Source organism: Saccharopolyspora spinosa NRRL 18395 (assembly GCF_000194155.1).
In the GTDB taxonomy this organism is placed as follows: Bacteria; Actinomycetota; Actinomycetes; order Mycobacteriales; family Pseudonocardiaceae; genus Saccharopolyspora; species Saccharopolyspora spinosa.
Map to the genome: position 1 here is coordinate 1,104,526 of NZ_GL877879.1, position 18,490 is coordinate 1,123,015.

The 18,490-nt window shown below is 67.0% G+C and carries 15 protein-coding genes and 2 pseudogenes; 7 read left to right on the forward strand and 10 right to left on the reverse strand.

What is annotated here, in order from left to right:
* The first annotated feature begins 4 nt into the window (after window positions 1–4).
* Both SSPN_RS45475 and SSPN_RS0124140 read left to right on the forward strand, forming a co-directional pair.
* A complete protein-coding gene (locus SSPN_RS45475; protein ID WP_143539699.1) occupies window positions 5–475 on the forward strand; it encodes an HTD2 family dehydratase in 471 nt (156 codons plus the stop codon).
* Window positions 472–1,278 carry an HpcH/HpaI aldolase/citrate lyase family protein gene (locus SSPN_RS0124140; protein WP_010310009.1) on the forward strand — a complete coding sequence of 269 codons (807 nt, stop codon included), beginning with the start codon at window positions 472–474 and terminating at the stop codon, window positions 1,276–1,278. Before SSPN_RS45475 ends, SSPN_RS0124140 begins: the two co-directional genes overlap by 4 nt.
* 574 nt (window positions 1,279–1,852) lie before the next feature.
* Here SSPN_RS0124140 and SSPN_RS0124150 read toward each other — a convergent pair.
* The 5 genes from SSPN_RS0124150 to SSPN_RS0124175 all read right to left on the reverse strand — a co-directional run bounded on the left by SSPN_RS0124150 (window position 1,853) and on the right by SSPN_RS0124175 (window position 7,426).
* The gene (locus SSPN_RS0124150) at window positions 1,853–2,704 is read right to left on the reverse strand and encodes a carbon-nitrogen hydrolase family protein (protein WP_010310014.1); all 852 of its coding nucleotides are present in this window, start codon (window positions 2,702–2,704) and stop codon (window positions 1,853–1,855) included.
* Between the two features lie 84 nt (window positions 2,705–2,788).
* Window positions 2,789–4,024, reverse strand: coding sequence for an MFS transporter (locus SSPN_RS0124160; RefSeq protein WP_148272030.1), 1,236 nt, complete (start codon window positions 4,022–4,024; stop codon window positions 2,789–2,791).
* 108 nt (window positions 4,025–4,132) lie between these two features.
* Entirely contained in the window at window positions 4,133–5,173 is a 1,041-nt protein-coding gene (locus SSPN_RS0124165; protein ID WP_010310023.1) for a TauD/TfdA family dioxygenase, read from the reverse strand.
* Window positions 5,174–5,210: 37 nt separating this feature from the next.
* Window positions 5,211–6,110: an isocitrate lyase/PEP mutase family protein gene (locus SSPN_RS0124170; protein WP_010310026.1), complete on the reverse strand. Its 900-nt coding sequence runs from the start codon at window positions 6,108–6,110 to the stop codon at window positions 5,211–5,213.
* 614 nt (window positions 6,111–6,724) lie between these two features.
* The gene (locus SSPN_RS0124175; RefSeq protein ID WP_010310029.1) at window positions 6,725–7,426 is read right to left on the reverse strand and encodes a GntR family transcriptional regulator; all 702 of its coding nucleotides are present in this window, start codon (window positions 7,424–7,426) and stop codon (window positions 6,725–6,727) included.
* 123 nt (window positions 7,427–7,549) lie between these two features.
* Between SSPN_RS0124175 and SSPN_RS0124180 the strand changes: the two genes are divergently transcribed.
* Entirely contained in the window at window positions 7,550–7,756 is a 207-nt protein-coding gene (locus tag SSPN_RS0124180; RefSeq protein WP_010310032.1) for a LamB/YcsF family protein, read from the forward strand.
* On the opposite strand, the pseudogene SSPN_RS51825 reads toward SSPN_RS0124180, so the two are convergent.
* Together SSPN_RS51825 and SSPN_RS0124190 are read right to left on the reverse strand one after the other, a co-directional pair.
* Window positions 7,741–8,128, reverse strand: a pseudogene (locus SSPN_RS51825) (transposase family protein); the annotation flags it as partial. The gene SSPN_RS0124180 and the pseudogene SSPN_RS51825 sit on opposite strands and share 16 nt — an antisense overlap.
* A 141-nt stretch (window positions 8,129–8,269) precedes the next feature.
* Window positions 8,270–8,833, reverse strand: coding sequence for a TetR/AcrR family transcriptional regulator (locus SSPN_RS0124190; protein WP_029535677.1), 564 nt, complete (start codon window positions 8,831–8,833; stop codon window positions 8,270–8,272).
* Window positions 8,834–8,938: 105 nt separating this feature from the next.
* Between SSPN_RS0124190 and SSPN_RS0124195 the strand changes: the two genes are divergently transcribed.
* From SSPN_RS0124195 to SSPN_RS0124210, 4 genes and pseudogenes are all read left to right on the forward strand, one after another.
* Window positions 8,939–10,156: a metal-dependent hydrolase family protein gene (locus SSPN_RS0124195; protein ID WP_237710818.1), complete on the forward strand. Its 1,218-nt coding sequence runs from the start codon at window positions 8,939–8,941 to the stop codon at window positions 10,154–10,156.
* Window positions 10,153–11,022, forward strand: coding sequence for an alpha/beta hydrolase (locus SSPN_RS0124200; protein WP_029535678.1), 870 nt, complete (start codon window positions 10,153–10,155; stop codon window positions 11,020–11,022). The genes SSPN_RS0124195 and SSPN_RS0124200 overlap by 4 nt, the downstream gene beginning before the upstream one ends.
* Window positions 11,023–11,162: 140 nt before the next feature.
* A pseudogene (locus SSPN_RS51830) lies at window positions 11,163–11,312 on the forward strand (IS256 family transposase); the annotation flags it as partial.
* Between the two features lie 111 nt (window positions 11,313–11,423).
* Window positions 11,424–11,948 (forward strand): integrase core domain-containing protein, encoded by a 525-nt coding sequence (locus SSPN_RS0124210; protein ID WP_010310046.1) that lies wholly within the window; start codon window positions 11,424–11,426, stop codon window positions 11,946–11,948.
* Window positions 11,949–12,250: 302 nt separating this feature from the next.
* On the opposite strand, the gene fxsT is transcribed toward SSPN_RS0124210, so the two are convergent.
* Genes fxsT through SSPN_RS0124225 form a run of 3 tightly spaced genes read right to left on the reverse strand, consistent with a single transcriptional unit; the run spans window position 12,251 to window position 18,376 of the window.
* Window positions 12,251–15,289, reverse strand: coding sequence for an FxSxx-COOH system tetratricopeptide repeat protein (fxsT, locus tag SSPN_RS0124215; protein WP_010310048.1), 3,039 nt, complete (start codon window positions 15,287–15,289; stop codon window positions 12,251–12,253).
* A 19-nt stretch (window positions 15,290–15,308) separates the two neighbouring features.
* A complete protein-coding gene (locus SSPN_RS0124220) occupies window positions 15,309–17,147 on the reverse strand; it encodes an HEXXH motif domain-containing protein (protein ID WP_158309634.1) in 1,839 nt (612 codons plus the stop codon).
* The gene (locus SSPN_RS0124225; RefSeq protein WP_010310053.1) at window positions 17,144–18,376 is read right to left on the reverse strand and encodes an FxsB family cyclophane-forming radical SAM/SPASM peptide maturase; all 1,233 of its coding nucleotides are present in this window, start codon (window positions 18,374–18,376) and stop codon (window positions 17,144–17,146) included. Before SSPN_RS0124225 ends, SSPN_RS0124220 begins: the two co-directional genes overlap by 4 nt.
* Window positions 18,377–18,490 lie beyond the last annotated feature (114 nt).

Sequence of the window (18,490 nt, forward strand, 5' to 3'; positions counted from 1 at the left end):
GCGTGTGTCCGCGCGGAACGATCAGATCACCCAGGACGGCCAGGTGGTGGTCGAGGAGGAGCAGCACGTGGTCTACCGGGAAGCCCTCTCCGGCGGTGCCCCGTCGGCCGAGGACACGCCGACCGTGCCGGCAGAGGACGGGGAATGGAGCATTGACGTCTCACCAACGCTGCTGTTCCGGTTCTCCGCGCTGACCTACAACGCACACCGCATCCACCACGACCTTGACTACGCCCGGGACCTCAAAGGCTACCCCGGTGTGGTCACCCACGGACCGCTGCAGGCACAGGCGATGGCCGAGGCGCCACGACGGCCCGGCTACGACGGCAACCTCGAATTCGAGGACCGGGTGGTGTCCCCGCTGTTCGACCACCAGGGCATGGTGGTGCGCGCCTGGCCTGGACCCGAGGCTGGCGACCCTGCGGTGCACGACCGGCGACCCGCCACCAGAACCCTGCGGAGGATCGGCCGGTGAACGACATCATCGCCGCCGCGCGGACACTTCTGTTCGTGCCCGGCCACCGCCCCGATCGGTTCGACAAGGCCGCCGGCAGCGGGGCCGACCTCGTGGTGCTGGATCTGGAAGACGCGGTCGCGCCCGACCAGAAAGACACGGCACGCGAGCACGCGCGTACCTGGCTCGCCGCGGGCAACCGCGCAGTCGTGCGGATCAACCCCGCGGGCACCCCGTGGCACGATCAGGACCTGACCGCCGTGTCCGGCCTCGCCACCGCCCTCATGGTGCCGAAAGCCGAATGCGCCGACCAGATCGGTGCGGTCGCCGCCCGGGCCCCCCGCGCCGGCATCATCCCGCTCATCGAAACCGCGGCCGGCGTCACCCGCGCGGTCGCGGTGTGCAGCGCGGCCGCGGTCGTGCGGCCGGCTTTCGGTAGCGTCGACCTGGCCGCGCAGCTCGGCATCGATCATCGCTCGCACGAGGCACTACGGCACGCACGCTCCGCTCTGGTGCTTGCCACGGCCGCCGCCGGCTGTGGCGCCCCCATCGACGGCGTCACCACCGCGCTCGACGACGAAGCTGCGCTGCAAGCCGATCTCGACCACGCCGCGACGCTGGGTTTCACCGGCAAACTCTGCGTCCACCCGCGCCAAGTCGAGCAGGCGAACACTGCGTTCACCCCGTCCGACGACGAACTCCGCTGGGCACAGCGAGTCTTGGCCGCCGGAGCCGATGGTGCGGTCGCGTCGCTCGACGGGCAGATGATCGATCGCCCGGTCCTGCTCCGCGCCGAAGCGATCGTGCGACAGGCACAACGATGAACGTCCTGGGTTACGACCGCCACCGGTCGTTGGGTGAGCATGCGCCCGGACGTCGTTCCAGGACAGCGGTCGCGCGTCCGTCCACTGGGCCTTGGCACGAATCCAGGCACGGCCCTGCGGGAATGCCCGCTACTCGCGCCGCTGTGGCCGGACTCGACCCCCGGTGCTGCTCGCTGCGTGCGGCGCGTCCGTAATAACACACCGGAAACAAGCATCTCCGCCGCACGCCTTCGTCGCAGTTGACGGAGAATGCATAGAGAGTGATGCACAACGAGCAATGCCTGCTCGCGGCATTTTGCACGCCCCGGTCTTACCGCTGGTGAACGCAGCCGTTCGCATGGACCGGTGCCCGACCGCCGTCGCCAGGGGCGTTATTGCCGACGCGGCCAAGGACGTGGAATTGCTGGTCCTTCGCCACGAGGTCGCCGTGCTCCGCAGAACGATCCCCAAGCCGCGCCTGGACTGGGCCGACCGCGCAGTCTGCTCCGCCGGGACGGTTCACCCACGCGTTCAAATGCAGCGATATGGTTACGGATCTTCGCAATAGATTGCCCATTCTACGACGACGCCGGGTTTACATCGGCTCGACCACGGCACTATAGAGTTCAGGTCTCCGATCCCGGAGAACGGGCAGATACGCGCGCTGGGCGAGGAGCTCCTTGTTGTTCAATTCGGCCCGGACGACTTCCTCGCCTTCGCCGGTACACCTCGCGAGAATGTCTCCGCCCGGGCCCGCGATCGCGCTCCCCCCGTAGTAGAGCCTCCGTCCTTCCTGTCCGCTGCGGTTGCAAGAGACGAAGTACAACTGGTTTTCCATGGCGCGGACGGCGGTCCGCATCTCGATGTTGTTGGCCGGCTGCTTGTCCGGCTGGCGAAAGCTGGACCAGCACGAAACAATCAGTTCCGCACCCTTCAGCGCCTGGACCCGTGCGACCTCGGGGAACCGGACGTCATAACAGATGTTCATGCCGATCCTGCCAAGCTTGGTCTCGTAGACGTCTATCGAGTTTCCGCGAACGAAATAGTTCTTCTCGTCGAACGCACCGTGGACCTTGTTGTGCACGCCCACCACCTCACCCCCGGCATCGATCAGCACCGACGCGTTGTACAGCAGATACGGGATCACGGGGTGCTTGAGACACAAGCCAGCGATGATGTGGCAGCTCCGGTCCCGTGCGACACGGGAAAGTGTTTCTACAGTGGGTCCGTCGGTCGTCTCCGCAACGCCGTAGAGCTGGGCAGCGAAGCTTTCGTCGGTGTATGGCTCGATGTAACCGGTGGACGCCAACTCCGGAAAAACAACCAGGTCCGCGTCGAATGTCGCGGCCTCGTCCGCGACGAACTGCGCCATCCGCTTGGCGTTCTTGTCCGGTTCCAGCCAGCTGGAGGAGAACTGAACGGCCGAGACCCTGACCACGTCTTGCATACGGCCCTTCCTAGATGTCGCTCAGGCTGACGCCGCGTGTCTCCCTGATCCGCCAGACAGCGGCCAAGGTGCCGACGGCCGTGATCATGACGTAGAACGCCGGCACGGCATGGTTTCCGGTCGCCTGGATGAGAGCTGTGCACAAAAGCGGGGCGCCACCACCGAAAATCGCGGTCTGGATGTTGTAGGCGACGCCGTGCCCGCTGAACTCGAGAACAGCTCGATCAGCGCCGCGTGCACCACGCCCTGGTGCCCGGAGAACAACGTTGCGAGCACGGCCCCGCCCAAGACCCCGGCCGCGAACGAGCCGTGCGCCAGCAGCATGAAGCACGGGTACGCGGCAACGAGAATGAGCACCGCCGAACCCGCCAGCAGTCGCTTTCGCCCGAACCGGTCGGCCAGAATTCCGGCAAGCGGGATGGTCCCCACGGACACCGCCAGCACGACACTCGCCAGCGTCAACGACGCGGACTGGGAGTAGCCGAGGCCGTCGACCAGATAGCCCGGCAAGTAGATGAAGATGACGTAGTAGCCCGCACTGTTCAGCAAAGGCAGCAGGAAGGCCAGCCAGAGTGCGCGCCGGTGCTCCCGCCGGAAGATCATCTTCAGCGGGTTTCCGGAGACCTGCTCCTGCTTGACCACGGCCTTGAAGACCGGGCTCTCGTCGAGGCGCTTGCGCAGGAACCAGCCGAGCACGCCCAGCGGCGCGGCCACCAGGAACGGGATTCGCCACGCCCACGAGTTCATGGCATCCTGCCCGGCCCAGTGGACGATCGCGTTCGCGAGCAGGGTCCCGCACAGCAGCGCCAGCGAGGCGGACGCGCCCATCCAGGACATGTAGAAAGCACGCTTGCGCGGGGGTGCGTGCTCACCGATGAACAGGTTGGCCCCGGACACCTCCCCGCCGGCCGAGAATCCCTGGATCAACCGCAACGAGAAAAGGAGAAGTGGTGCGGCGATACCGATCGCGGCGTAGGTACCCAGCAGGCCGATGCCCGCCGTGGCCGCCGAGATGATGAAGACCGTCACGGTGAGCATCCGCCGCCGCCCGATCCGGTCGCCCAGGTAGCCGCAGACGACACCGCCGAGCGGCCGGATCAGGAACGTGACCGCGAACCCGGCGTAGGTGAGCAAGAGCGTCGTCGTGTAGTTCCCGGACGGGAAGAACAGGCGGGTGATGCTGCCCGTCATGTACCCGTAGATGCCGTAGTCGTAGAACTCGACGAACGTTCCGATCGCCCCGCCGACGACGCCGCGCCTCCCCGCGGCCCGGGCTTGTGGGACTGGTGTTTTCACATCCGATACAGGTTGGCTAGCCACGCGAGGTCCTCGCCTTCAATGTGATCGGTTCGGGAATGTAGAGCAAGAAATGTCCGGCCGGCATCGCCGGCGGCCGGCGGCGGGTGATCTCGCGGGGCCGCCGGGGTGTCAGGCGGACAGCGGCAGTCCGCCGCGGGCGCCCGTCGTGTCGACGTAGCCCGGGTTGCGACCGAATCCGGCCGGGAGGGGCCGGCCGCGGTACAGGGTGATCCACAGCCGCAGCAGGTGCCGCTTCTTCTCGGGTTCGTCGAAATCCTCGAAGCGGGTGCGGGAGTGCAATGTGGTGTGGTTGTTGAGCAATTGGATGTCGCCGCGCTCGAAGTCCATCGACAGCGCGAGTTCGTTCGCGTACCGGTCCATGAGATCCAGCGCCTCAAGCTTCTCGCCGCTGAGCCCGCCCAGCTCCTCGTAGTTCTTGAACGCACCTCGAATGTGGCTCGGCACGTAGCGGGAACTCAGCTGGCCCAGGTGGTTCGCGAAGACGGGCGACCAGTTGTACTTCGGGTAGCCTTCGGGCTGCTCGCCGTGGAAGTCCTGCGGGAAGTCGTCGTACAGCACCTCAAGCAGGTCCGGGCGCACGTCGAGAATCTTGTTGTGGATCGCGCCCGTACTCACCACCGTGCTGGCCCCGCCGACCCGGGCGGTCTTGAGGCACAGCAGACCGACCACGTCCGATCCGTCGCAATGGTAGGCGAGCCCGGCGTTGGAGTTGTAGCCGCGGGAGGCGTTCTTACCGATCATGCGGCCTTCACGCCCGCCGAGGTCCCGGACGTGTCCGAGCAGGTCACCGGTCGCGTTCTGCGGCACCGGCACGCCCAGGTGGCGTCCGATACCCCAGTAGATGAGACCGGCGTCCTCCGCCGAGTACTCGTCGACCGGCAGCCCGCGAATCAAGACGAAACCACGCCCGGACTCGATTTCGTCGCTCAGCCGGGCCAGATCATTGCCGAACGCACGAAGGGGAAAGTCGTCCAGGGTGACGTCTTTCAGCGGCAGGCCGAGCCCCTTTGCATGCTTTAGGGCCTCGTCCAGCTCAGCGATCTGGGACGCGCTGAGGTGATAGATCCAATCGTCCGAATTCTGCAGTTCGGCACCTGTCCATACCGCAGGGCCTTCTGCGCGGGAAATCGACGCTCGCGCCGTAGTCATGATGTCCTTTCGTGGTCTCCGCCGAAGTTGCCGAGAGTCATTCGGTTGCAGACACCCACTTCGCTTCGAGATCGCGCCACTGATTCATGGCCATGAAGTCAGTGAACGTGTCGAACGGCATGACGTCGTCGGCGACCGCGCGGTTCGTGGTCTCCTCCACCAGCCGCTTCGCGTAGTGCTGTTGCATCGTGGCCTGCGCGAACAGCAGGCTCAGCGGGAACTCGACGAGCCGCGCACCGGCCCGTTCGTACTCGCTCCTGCGGGCCATGATCGATTTCTTGCTCTCCGAGGAGATCACCGCGAGCGGAACGCTGATGTGTCCGGCGCATTCGGCGATCTCGTCGAAACTGCGCGTTCCGTGCAGCAGGATGACGTCGGCGCCCTCCTGCTCGTAGGCGACAGCTCGGGCGATCGCGTCCTCCAGGCCCGACACAAGCAGCGCGTCGGTCCGCACGATGATCGGCATGCTCGCGTCGGTCCGTGCAGTGACCGCGGCGTTGACCTTCTGGCGCATCTCGTCCACGTCGATGATGGATTTGCCCGACATCGATCCGCACCGCTTGGGGAATGTCTGGTCCTCGATTTGAATCGCCGCGGCGCCCATCTGCTCGAAAACCTCGACGGTCCGCATCACGTTGAGCACCCCGCCGTATCCGGTGTCGGCGTCGGCAATGACCGGGAGCGACGTGCTGGAAACGATACGCTCGGTCGCGTCGAATACCTCCCGCTGCGAGAGCAGCCCGATGTCGGGGTAGCCGTAGGTCGCCGCCACGCCGTACCCCGTGACCAGGAGGCTGCTGAACTCGGCTGACTCGGCGGCGCGCGCCGAGATGGCGTCATAGACACCGACCGCGGTGAAGGTAGGCCCCGTCAGCAGGTTCTGGAAATCCTGGCGCCGGCGTGGTGCGGCAGACGTTCGCGAATCGGTTTTTCGCATGTGCTCCAACCATTCATGAATGACGAGGATGCACTGCCGGACAGCAGCACGAGATCGGCGTGGCACCGGGTCCTGCCACCCCGACCCACTTAGATCGTTCAACAATCCTGCGGGCAACCAGAGATTAGAGGATCGTTGAACGATCCGTCAAGGCATGGGAAACGAGTCGAGCGACCGTGACCGGGGTGCGTCCGACTAGGGGCAATACCGCGTTTCCGACATCGAGCACACCCTGCGGTTTGCCAAGAACACCCTGGGTTGGACCGCCCCGGGAGTCCGGCTGCCCGAGCAGGCCGACCGCTGGACCTGGCTCATCGCCCATGATCACCAGGCCACCAAACCCAGCAAGCCAGGCCCAGGACGCCCCCAAGGCAGCCGAACCGGCCCGGCCCCCGCCACCAAGCGATCAAGAAGACCCAGAAACCAGCCAAGAAAACCGCAAAACCCTAGACAGCACAACAAAACAGGTCACCGAAACCCGGGGTGACCTGTTCGGCACGCCCACCTTAAAACGCAAGCCAAGTAAGCGGTATTGCGACTATTTAGGGGCAGTGCGAGGGACCGGCTCAAGTTCCACTACCCGCTCCGCCACACCGGCCACTTCACAACAGTCGCTAGAGCCTCGAGTAGGCGTCCAGGACATGTTGCATGGTCTTTTCCAGGTACGACGTGAGCTGCTCGGCCGCCGGCCTGAACTCGCCCGCTTCGGCCAGCCGCACGATCGCGGCGTTCTGTTCCACGTACGGCTCATGGAACTCGCGCAGCGAACCCACGTGGTGAAAGACCAAGCGCATCTCGGCGAGCAGCAAGCTCATGTACTCGTTGATCCGGGCACTGCCGGCCATCGCCGCGATGGCCCCATGGAAATGCTGATTGGCGTCGGACAATCCGGGCCAGTCGCCTCGGGCGACGGCGTTCTTCCCCTCGGTGACCGCTTCCCGGAGCGGGTGCACCAGAGTCTCGCGCAGCGTCGGATCGCCGCCGGTTCGGTCGATCGCTTGCCCGCCGGCGAGCAGCGACGCGGGTTCGATCACCAGCCGAGCCCGGTAGAGATCGCGGACGTCCTCGGTGTCGGGCACCCGCACCGAGACACCACGGTTCGGCTCCCGGATCAACAGCCGCTCCGTGATGAGCTGGGAAAGCGCTTCGCGGAGCGTATTGCGCGACACGCGCAGCGCATCGACGAGGACCGGCTCGCGAAGCCGCATTCCGGGGGTGAGCCGGCCATCAGCCACCTCACTGCGCACGGCGTTCGCGACGCGCTCGGCCGTGGACTGGACGAACTTCGGGGCGAGCCGGGCAGCAAGCGCCTTCATGGCCTCCTGCTCGACACCCGCCCCGATCTCCGGACGCGCAGCGGCCGAGGCTGGTCGAATCACGAGAAAATGATACCGGAAGGCCCTATTGCTAAATTGTTGAACGATCCTTGGCTTGCTTGAGTGACTCTCACCCTGGACCTCAACTCTGATCTCGGCGAGTCGTTCGGACGCTGGTCCCTCGGCGACGACGTGACCATGCTCGGCCTGGTGACCAGCGCGAACGTCGCGTGTGGCTTCCACGCCGGAGAGCCGACGACGTTGCACCGGACCAAGGCGGACGCCGCGGCGAAGGGCGTCGCCGTCGGGACGCAGGTGGAGTACCGGTAGTTCTTCGACGGCGCGGCCAACCGGTGGTCCCGAGCCGGAACCAGGGTGCCGTCCACGATCGCCACCGCATTGGTCCGGCGTTTGCGCACTAGCGTCAGCAGCGGTCCGACTGTGTCGATCACCCGGTTCGCCGCCGAGTGCGATACCCCGAACAGCGGCCCAATCTGCCGCATCGTCAGGTTCGTCCGCCAATACGTCGCGACCAGCAGCACCCGGTCAGCCAGCGGTAACGCCCACTTCCGACCCGGACGTCCGTCCGCGATCTCCTCGCCACCGCTGAGCCACCACCCGGACTAGCTTGCGGAACTGGCCCGGCTCCAACCCGGTCAACGGCGCGATCCACTCCGCCCCCGACGCTGTGATCACCTGCACCACAAGACATGATCAACTACCCAACCACCACAGCCCGGACCACGCGGGTCGGCTGCCTTCCCGCGGCCGCCGCCGGGCAGGCGGCCACTTCCGTTGGGCTGGATCGCGTCGTTGAGCTCGGAGGGTGTGAGGGGAACAGCTCTACGCTGGGGGTGCCGACAGTGAGGTGATGAACTGCTCGGCCGCAGCGTCGACATCGGCGGTCGGGGTCAGCAACCGCTGCAGCAGCAGTCCTCGCAAACAGCCGATGGCGAGGACGCTTCGCTGCTTCGCGTCCGTGGCCGTGGACCCGTCGCGAAGAGCTGCTGCTTCGAGGAGGTGTGCCAGGTCGTCGATGTCGGCGACGAACTCCCGAAATGCGTCGGGTTCGTAGACCGCGAGCCCGGCCAGGCGGAAAAAGGCACGGGTCCGGTCTTCGTGCACGGGGTTCGCGTAGAAGTCCCAGATGGCCCTGCACAGGGTTGCGAAACCGAGTTCGTTGCCGGTCGCGGAGATGACGCGGTTGTCGCGGCGGCGTGCTTCCGAAAGCACGGCACCCAGCAGACCCGGTCGTGAGCCGAAGTGGTAGGTCAGCAGCGTGTGGTGCACACCGAGCCGCTCCGCCACTTGACGCATCGACAGGTGGGGCCCGGGACCGCCCTCGCCGAACTCGTCGAACAAAGCCTGTAACAGGCGCTCGCGCCCCTGTCCGACTGGCGACCGCACGCTGCCTCCCTTGACGAGTTCACCACTGGTGAGTAGCTTACAGCGCACCAAATTCACCAGTGTTGAGGACATGGACCGGAGTGCTCGGGAGGTGCTTTGAGCGACGTGTGGTTCGCTGGCGGCGTGGTCGCGGACGGCTCCGGCACCGGCCCGGCCGCGGTCGATGTGCGCGTGACGGACGGCACCATCACCGCGATCGGGCAGGCACCGGCGGGCACGACGGCAGTCGACCTCGGCGGCATGCTCCTGACCCCGGGCCTCATCGACGCCCACGTCCACCTGGGCCTCTCAAGTCCGATCCGGGCCCAGTTCGGGTTCCGGCTCTCGGCTGCCGAACTCGCTGCCGACATCTTCGCTACCGCGGGCCACGCCCTCGACGCGGGCTTCACCACGGTGCGCGATACCGGCGGCATCGATGGCGGAGTCGTCGACGTCATCGCGAGCGGCAAGGTGCGGGGTCCGCGTGTCCTGTCGTGCGGTCCGGTGCAGTGCCAGACCGGCGGGCACGGCTACTACGGGGCCCCGTGGGAACCGACCGAGCTGTGGGACAGGCACCACATCCCCGGACTCTGTGCCTTGTCGTTGATGGCTGGCAATGCCGATGAGCTACGGCGCAACGTACGCGAGTCGTTCAGCCGTGGCGCGACGTTCCTGAAGCTGTGCGTCACAGGAGGTGTCGTCGGGGGGCACGACCGCCTCGCCGACACGCAGTTCACGGTCGAAGAGATAGCCGTGGCGGTGGAAGAAGCGGCAGCGCGTGACACCTACGTCACGGTCCACGCGCACAACAACGCGGGCATTCGCAACGCAGTACGGGCCGGCGTCCGCTGTGTGGAGCACGGCACCGATATCGACGAGTCGACGGCCCGATCGATGCGGGAGCACGACGTGGCGCTGGTTCCCACCTTCGCCGTGATCGAGCAGCTCATGGACACCGGGAACATGGACCTGGACTCTTCGACGCGGGACCGCGTCACCGGAACCCGCCAGCGCATGGCCTCAGCGCTCGAGAACGCTCGCGCAGCGGGTCTGAGAATCGGCCTGGGCTCGGACCTCATCGGGCCGCACCAGCAGCGCCGGGGCGAAGAACTGCGCCTGCGCGCCGAGCTGGAGTCACCCATGCAAGCGCTCGTGTCAGCCACCAGCGTCAACGCTGACATCCTCGGTCTGAGTGAGACCGTCGGGGTGATCCGCGTCGGGATGCGGGCCGACATGGTCGCCTGGCAACGAAACCCGCTCCACGACGCAGCGGTTTTCGCCGACCCGGACATGGCCGTTCTCGTCGTGAAGGACGGCCGGATCGTGAAAGGGAAGGCCCGATGAGCGGAATGCTGCACGGCTGCTTTGCGGACACAGAGTACCTCGAGGTCACGGCGCAGTCGGGACACCGCTACGGCGTCTGGGTGAGCACACCCCCCGGCTATGCGGATTCAGCGGACTCGCTACCGCTGATCTACGTGATGGACGGCAACTGGGCCGTCGGCCTCACCGCACCCCTCATCGTCACCCCGGCCGATCCGTACCTGAGGATCGCTCCGTACATCCAAGTCAGCGTCGGTTACGCCGGTGAGGAGGCCGCGGACTGGGCACGGCTACGCAACCGCGATCTCGTCCCGCCGGGGGAACCCGTCAGCGACGAGGTGGTGGCCACCCTCGCGGCGGCTCGCGACGCGGGTGCGATGACTCAGGAGTATTTGGACGCCTACCTCTTGGAGCTGGCGGACACCCATGCGGACGTTTTCCTCGGCTTTCTGACCGATGAACTCCACCCTCGCTTGCAGGCGCGGCTTCGTGTCAGCGAGTCCGGGCACGGCCTCTTCGGCTACTCCTATGGAGGTCTTTTCGCCCTCTACGCGTGGCTGCGTGAAGCGGCTCCGTTCGCGTCCTTCGGCGCGGGTAGTCCCGGTGTCACGGGTGCGGGCAGCCAAGTCTTCAACCTGGTGGGCTCCGTCCCAGCGCGCAGCGAAGGCAGGACCGCCGCACAGCTGCACGTCACGCTGAACGAAGCCGAACTGGTGGGAGCCATTCCGCTCTACCGCGAAGCATCACGCAACGTTCTCGCGCTCCTGGAGCAGTTGCACGACAAAGGACGGTCGCAGGATGTGTCGAGCAAGTTGTTGCAGGAGACGCACCTCACCGGTCTGCAGGCGTCGTTCCTGAGCTACTTGAAGAAATGCCATACGGGGTGAAGGAAGCCACCTCGCAGCGGAGCAATGCTTAGACCTGCGGGTTGACCGGCGAGGGGCGTACCTTCCCGGTGATCAAGTAGAGGTCTCAAACAGGCCGGCGCTGCAACGCTGGCGGGGAAAGCACGCCCATGCTTACCGTAGTGCCCGAGCCGGCATCCGGCGACGACCGTCGGGCGACCGGTTCGTCTGTTCCGTCGTTGATCGATGAGATTGTCCGGGAAGGCGCTCGCCGGATGCTGGTAGAGGCCCTGAAAGCCGAGGGCGACGCTTACGTTGCGGCGTTCGCCGACAGCCCACACGCCGTGTGAAGATCAGATAAACCAGACGCAGGGACACGGTTTTCGATCACGCCCTGCCCGGCGAGCGCAGCGATAGTCGCAGGAGCATGCGACTTCTTCCACGTGGACTGCACGGTCACCCTCAAACGGGTCTACGCGTTCTTCGTACTGGAAGTCGGCAGCTGGCGCGTGCACCTGATAGGCACGACCACGAACCCGGACGGGGCGTGGACCACTCAGCAGGCCCGCAACCTGCTGATGGACCTCGGCGATGGCATCACCGAATTCCGGTCCCTCCTGCGAGATCGGGCCGGCCAGTTCACCACGTCGTTCGAAGCGGTCCTCGCCGATGCAAGCATCCGCGTAGTCAAGACTCCCCCGCGCTGCCCGCGGACGAACTGTTTTCCTGAACGGTTCGTGCGCACCGTCCGACCCGAACTCACCGACCGCCTGTTGATCTTCGGCGAACGGCACCTACGCGCGGCGCTTACGGAGTACATCCGACACTACAACGGCCGCCGACCGCACCGTGCCCACGAGCTTCGGCCACCACGGCCGGATTACCCCGTTGCAGACCTCGGTAGTGAGCGGATCAAACGTCGACCGGTGCTTGGCGGCTTGATCAACGAGTATGAGCGCATAGCTTAACGTCGCAGATCAGGCATGAGGAGCCGATTTCTGGAACCCCACAGGGCGACCATCGCCGCCACAGCGGCCTGCTCCGCCGACACCCGCGGTCCCGCCTGCTTGACGTTCCTCAGTGGACTCATAGCATCCGATGTCATCACTCACAGTGCCCATCCCGCCGGACCTCAGCCCGGCGCGTCAGGCGCTTCGGCTTGGCGGACACCGTCTCGTACCAGGGCGGATGGGTTATCGGCAAGGGCAGCGCTGCGCAATTAGCGCCCCGAAAGGTCTCCGGGGCACAGCGAGCATCAGGAGGAACATGGTCACATCGGGGGTGGTTCGATGTCGCAGTCCTGCCGGTTCCTGGCCGTTGCTGCGGTGGTTTCGGGGTGGTTCGGGCCGAGCACTCGGGTGTAGCGGTCCAATGTGTCCAGTTCCAGCGAATGCGCCGCGGCGCGCTCGCCGATGGCGCGCAGGTCCATCGCCAGGTTGGTGGCGCACGCAAGCGTGTACGGATGGTCCGGGCCGCGGACCCGCCGGGACCGGTCGAGGACTTCCTGGTCGAGCTGCCGCGACGCGCCCGGGTCGTCCGCCGCATAAAGGTTGCTGCCGAGGTTCGTGGCGCACGCCAGCGTGTAGGGATGGTCCTCGCCGAGCACTTCCCGGAACGCCGACCAGGTCAGTTCGTCCAAATCGCGCGCGTGCCGGTCGCCGGTCAGCCGGAGCGTGATCGCCAGGTTGTTCGCACCGATCAGCGTGTACGGGTGCCGGCTGCCGAGGGTCTGCCGGAAGCGGGTGTGGGCGTGTTGGGCACGCGCCTTCGCCTCCACCTCGTCGCCGTGCAGACGCAGGTCGTTGGCCAGGTTGGTGGTCGCGGCCAGGGTTTCCGGATGGTCCTCGCCGAAGCGTTGCCGGTGCAGTTCCAGGGATTCCCTGGCCAGGGCGGTGGAACGCGCGTAGTCACCTGCCTTCCGCACGGACACCGCGAAGTTCTTCATGGCTCGCAACGTGTCGGGATGGGTGTCGCCGTACAACTTCCGGTACTCGGCGAAGGTGACCTCCTGCATTTCGGCGGCTTCGGCGTACCGGCCGCATTCGCGCATATCACGAGCGACGTTGTTGACCGAGAGCATTGTGGGCTGGCGGGTGTCGCCCTGCTGACGCCGACGGCGTTGCGCGGTGTCCTGATCGAGCTCCAACGCTTCGTGGAACTCGCCCATCATCCGCAGCGCGACGGCGTAGTTGTGCGCAGCGCGCATGGTGTCCTTGTCGTCGATGCCGAACGCCCGACGGCATCGCTGCAAGGTGTCGCGGTCCAGCTCGCACGCGCCACGCCAGTCGCCGAGTTGGCGCATGTCGGCGGCCAGGCCGTTGGCCGCCCACACCGTGGTCCGGTGATTGGGGCCGAGCTGCGTGTACGCGTAGTCAAGGACCTGCTCGTCGATCTCGCGGGCCGCGTCGCGTTCTCCGTTGCTGCGCAGCGAGTTGGCCAAGTGCACGTTCAGCGTGTTGAGTTCGTCCGCGTACTCGCCGAGGACCAGGCGCCAGCTCTTCGCAGCTTGCCTGCCGAGGTCACGGCTCGCCGCGAACTCGCCCCGCCGGTGCAGGTAGCGGACGAGATTGATGATGAGCTGCCGCACCGCCGGATCTTCGCTGTCGTGCACCGCGCCCGACGGCTCCAGGTGCGGGACGAGCGCGGCGTACCGGTCCCAGGTGGCCCTGTCGTCCGGGTAGCCGGGGTCCGCCGCCGCGAGCAGCCGTCGTGCGGTGCCTTTCAACTCCTCGCTCTGTTCGCGGGGCAGCAGATCGCGTACCACGCCCTGGATGACCCGGTGCAATTGGATCGTCTGGGCCCTGGCCGACGCGGTCTCGTGACCGACCTTGGCCAGCGCGTACCTACCGATCTCGTGGAGAATCTGCCCGCGTTGCACGGGATCGCGAAGTTGTGCGTGCAGCGGGGCGGGCAGCTGCACCGGAGATTCGTCCGCGCCCTGTCCGCCGATGAACAGGCTGACCGGAATCGGCTCGGAGCCGAGGAACGCGCACAACCGCAGCAGTTGCGCGGCGGCCGGTCGCTCGTTGCGGAGGCGGTTCATCGGAACGGCCCACGCCATGACCACTTCGCGCTGGTAGAGGATCACCGGGACCTGGTCGAGCAACTTCGGCAGGTTGGTCTCCGCCAGCCGGAGGTACTCCTCGACAGGCATGCCGGTGACCTCCAGCCACGCCCCCGCGGCTTCGAGGGCGAGCGGCAGGTCGCCGAGCCGCTCGGCGACGAGGTTGGCTTCCGCCTCCGACAGGTGGGGTGCGCGGCGTCGCATGAACCGCACGCTCTCGGCTCGCCGGTAAACGTCGACTTCGAGGACTTCGGCGCTGGACCGCCAGTCGATGTTCCGCGACGTCACCAGCACGTGCCCCTGACCAGTGGGCAGCAGGGGATGCAGGTCGGCGGGCCTGGCGGCGTTGTCGAAAATGAGCAGCCAGCGCCGATACGGGATGCCCTGGCGCAGCGCGTCGAGCACCCGCTGCACCGTTTCGCCCAGATCGTCGCTGGCCGGCAGATCGAGCTTCTGGGCCAGCCGGGCCAGGTCGTCGCGCGCGACGGTGGGCTGCTCCGCCCGGATATACCAGACGAGGTCGTAGTCGGACGCGAACCGGTGGGCGTATTCGATGGCCAGTTGGGTCTTGCCCACGCCGCCCATGCCCTGCACCGCGCTGGGCACCACCGCCGCGACGGAGGTGGTCATCCGCTCCCGGAGCACCAGCAACGCGCGGTCCCGCCCGGTGAAGTTGATGTTCCGCAGCGGCACGCCGCCCCACACCGCCGGGGAGTTGCCCGGAAACCGCACCGGCTGGCGGAATTCGCCGGCCCGGCCGACTCGGCCGTCCCGCGCGGCGGCTCCGGCGACCCGGTCGAGCAGCAGCCGTCGCGCCGACTCTTCGGTGACGTCCGGGAGTTCCACGAAGGCCAGCGGTACCGGCAGCGCGGGCACGTTGCAGGGCCCGACCACCACCGGAACCAACCGGTTGAGCTTGTCGCCGACGGATGCGAAGGCAGCCGACCAGTCCGACGGGCCTCGGGCGCCTGCCTGGAAATAGCCGTCGCTGAACAACGCGACAGTGCGGTCGGCTCGCACCAGCTCGGCGCGAAGCGATTCGGCGAGATCCTGCCCGGGCCGGGGATCCCAGAGTTCGAGCGTCGTGGTCAGCCCGGCGTGGCCGAGTTGCTGGCCCACCCACTCGGCCCACATCCGATCAGTGCCGACGTAGCTGATGCGGACGGGCCCCGGCACGTCCGCGCCGGCGGGGTCGGTGTGCCCGGTCGCTTGGTCCGGGCCGTTCACCGGATCATCGGAGGTCATTGGAGTTCCCGCTCCTCGGTCACCGTCGTGCGCCTGTTCGTCCGTCACAGCCACCAGCACCCCCATGCTCCGATCGCGGACGCCCGTGCGGAGAGTCCGGACTCGTCATCCCGGTGAAGCCCGTGATGTCGTCGCTGACTGCCGGGGCGAGCCATGTTGCCAGATCGATCGGGTCCGCGGCCGGATGCCCGCCGAGCGTCCGTTGATAAAGCGCTGCGACGACTTCCGGCGCGCCCATGAGTGCCGCGGACGCCGAGCGGTGGTTCCCGAAGCGCCGAACCGTGAGCGCCAGCCCGGTCCACGCCGCGACATTTCGCGGATCCGACGCCAACTCCCGGCGGTACGCGGCCAAGGCCGTGCGAGAGCCATCGGTCCGGTCCCACGCGGGCGCCGAGGGACCGAGCCGCTCGTACGGGCCGCCTGAGCCGTCCCGCGCCAATTTCCGCCCAGCGGCTTCGATTCGGGTACCGGCCGTGGTGAGGTCGGGCGGGCACGGTCGGCCGCCGTGCCACGCTTCGGCCTTCCGATTCAGGTCGGCCGGATCGGGGCGCAAGTGGTTCAGGCGCCAGCGGATCCGGTGGCTGAGGGCGGCTTCGCGGGCGGCGGCCGCCGGCTCCTCGGGAACCGTTTCGCCGCGCGAGTTATTCAGGGCGGCGGTCATCGCCGCCGCGAAGCGCTCGCCGTGGCCGGTGAGCACGCCGCTACCGCGCAGCAGGCGAAGCGCGAAGCCGGTCTGCTCCCGCCAGAAAGCGAACTCGAACTGCGCGCGCGGCTCCACGGCGGAATCCGCCACGTGACGCTGCTCCCGCCAGAACGTGGTCACGCCCAGGTGAGCGTAAATCCCGTGCAGCAGAGCCGTCGGCGGACGCGGGTCCTCCCGCCACGGCGCGTAGAAAACCGTGCCGGGCGGTGCATCACACAACGGCAGCAGGTCCAGCAGCGCCCCCAGCTTGGTGTGCTGGAACTCGTGGATCAGCGCTGCCGCGCACACCGAAGCATCCGGTGGGAGCGAGAGTGCGATGGCACCGAAGGATTCGGGGCATGTCGCACTGCGCTGACGCCCATGCCCGTCGAGCGGGACGAGCGAGCGAAGCGTGCCGGCCATCGCTGCTGCGTGATCGGGGTGGTGGCGGACGAGCAGCCGCCACGCCTCGTCGAACGTTCGCTGCCAGTCTGCGACTGTGTCGGCGGACAACCTGCGCGAGAGCGGAAGTCCGTGGTAGGTCCGGAAGGGGTCAACGTCGTCGAGGAGCACCTCGGTGCGCACGCCACCCGCTGCCGCACGTAGGCGACGGATGCCGTGCCACCGGGTCTCGTCCTGCTCCGGGGCGGCGGGCACGCTGACGGTCACCTCGGCCGCGACCACCGCCAAGCCGTCGCCGTCCGCCCGCACGGTTGCGCGCTCCACGTCTGGACCGAGCCATGCGGTTCCCAGGGTCGGGAGCAGGACAGCACCGTCGCGAACCGGAACCGGGAGGGTGAACTCCAGGCCCACTTTGGCGGCGGCCACTGCCGCCAGCGCGTTGAGATAGCCCAGGTCCGCATGCAGGGTCGCCCCGTTCGCACCCTTACGCAGCATCCGCAGGCAATGCGTTGCCCAGGAACCGACCTGCGGGTGCAGGAGCAACTGCGCGGTGAGCCGGGAATCGCGCGCCTGCGTGCATTCCAGCAGCCGGTACGCCACATCGAGCCCAGCCGCCTCTCGGTCCACGGCGGGCACCGCATCCATGACCATGCGGATCAGCAGGAGGTGCTCGCTCAGCTGGCTGGCCCGCAGCAATGCGATCGCCGAATCATCCCCTTGTCCGGCTCCGAGACTTTCCAGCGCGCCAACGGCAACCCGGTGCCGGGCGATCACGTGCACGCCTCCTGCCGGGTGAGCTTTCGCAGGTCTGCGGTCACCCGCTCGCGGATGTGGCCGATCAGCCGGTACAGGTCGGGGCAGTACACCGTCTGGTTCCGGAAACCGCTGCCCGCGTGGTAGCGGTGCGGGTACAGACCGCCCCCGCACACGTCGCGGAACGCGCACTGCTGGCACGCGTCGCTCAACGCGGCGCGGCCGAGCTGCCTGGCGGCGATCGCCGGATGGTGGAGCGCTTCGTCGAAGGAGTTCTCGAAGACGGTGAGCCTGGTATCCGGCGCGCCGGAATATGCCGACTTCAAGGAGTCGACCTGCTCGAGGCTTCCGTCGGTCTCCACGACGATGAGGCTGGCCGGCGACAGCCCGACCGATTCGACCCGGCTCCCGCCCCCCAGAAGGAGGTTCAGGATCTCGTCGAACAGCCGAATCCCGGTCTGCCGGACAGGCGCGGAGTACCAGCGGTCGAACACGGCGATCAGCCAGTCGGCGTAAGGGGTGACCGTCGGGTCGGCCGGACGGCCCGACGGTCGAGTCGTCCAGTTGCCGTGGGGCAGCAGGAAATCGATCAGCGGTGGCGCGAACTCCAGCAGCGACTCGTATACGTCGATGGGATCGTTGGCCAGATCCACCGTGCACAGTAGACCGGAGAACAGCTCTCGATAGGGCGACTGCTCCAGCAGTCGCAGCCCGTGCCGCACATCGGCGTAACTGCTGCGGCCATTGGGGTATCGCCGATGCCGGTCAGTCGCGGCCCGCCCGCCGTCGAGACTCACACCCACCCGGATGCCGAGCAGTGCGAAGGTGTTCAGCATTTCCCGGTCCAGCCGGGAACCGTTGGTCTGCACGCTCGCGGTGACTTCGGTCCCGCTGCCCACGGCTTGCCGAACCGCCATCACGGTGTGCGCCAACCGGCGCGCTCCGGCCAGGAGCGGTTCGCCCCCGTGCAACACGACTTCCAGTCCGGAAAGGCGGTGCGCTTCGGCATGTTCAGCAATGCGATGGGCCGTTTGCCGCACCGTCTCAGCGCTCATCAGCGCGGGCCGGTGCCGCCAGTTCTGATCCGCCATCCGATAGACGAAGCAGTAGTCGCACGCCAAGTTGCAGCGGCTGTGCGTCTTGAGGATGAACTGCCGGAACGGTACGGGTTCCCACCCCAGTGCGAGCAGGTCGTCGACATCAAGGGAAGCGGGCCATTCATCGGTTCCTGGCGCTATGGCAAAGTCCACGGGAGATGTCACCTCCGATGGCTTCGTCTCCACTGTGTTTCGTCAATCGGGTTCAGTCACTCGGGTTTCAGTCAGTCAGGTTTCAGGCAGCCCGGTTTCAGGCGGGTTTTGGCG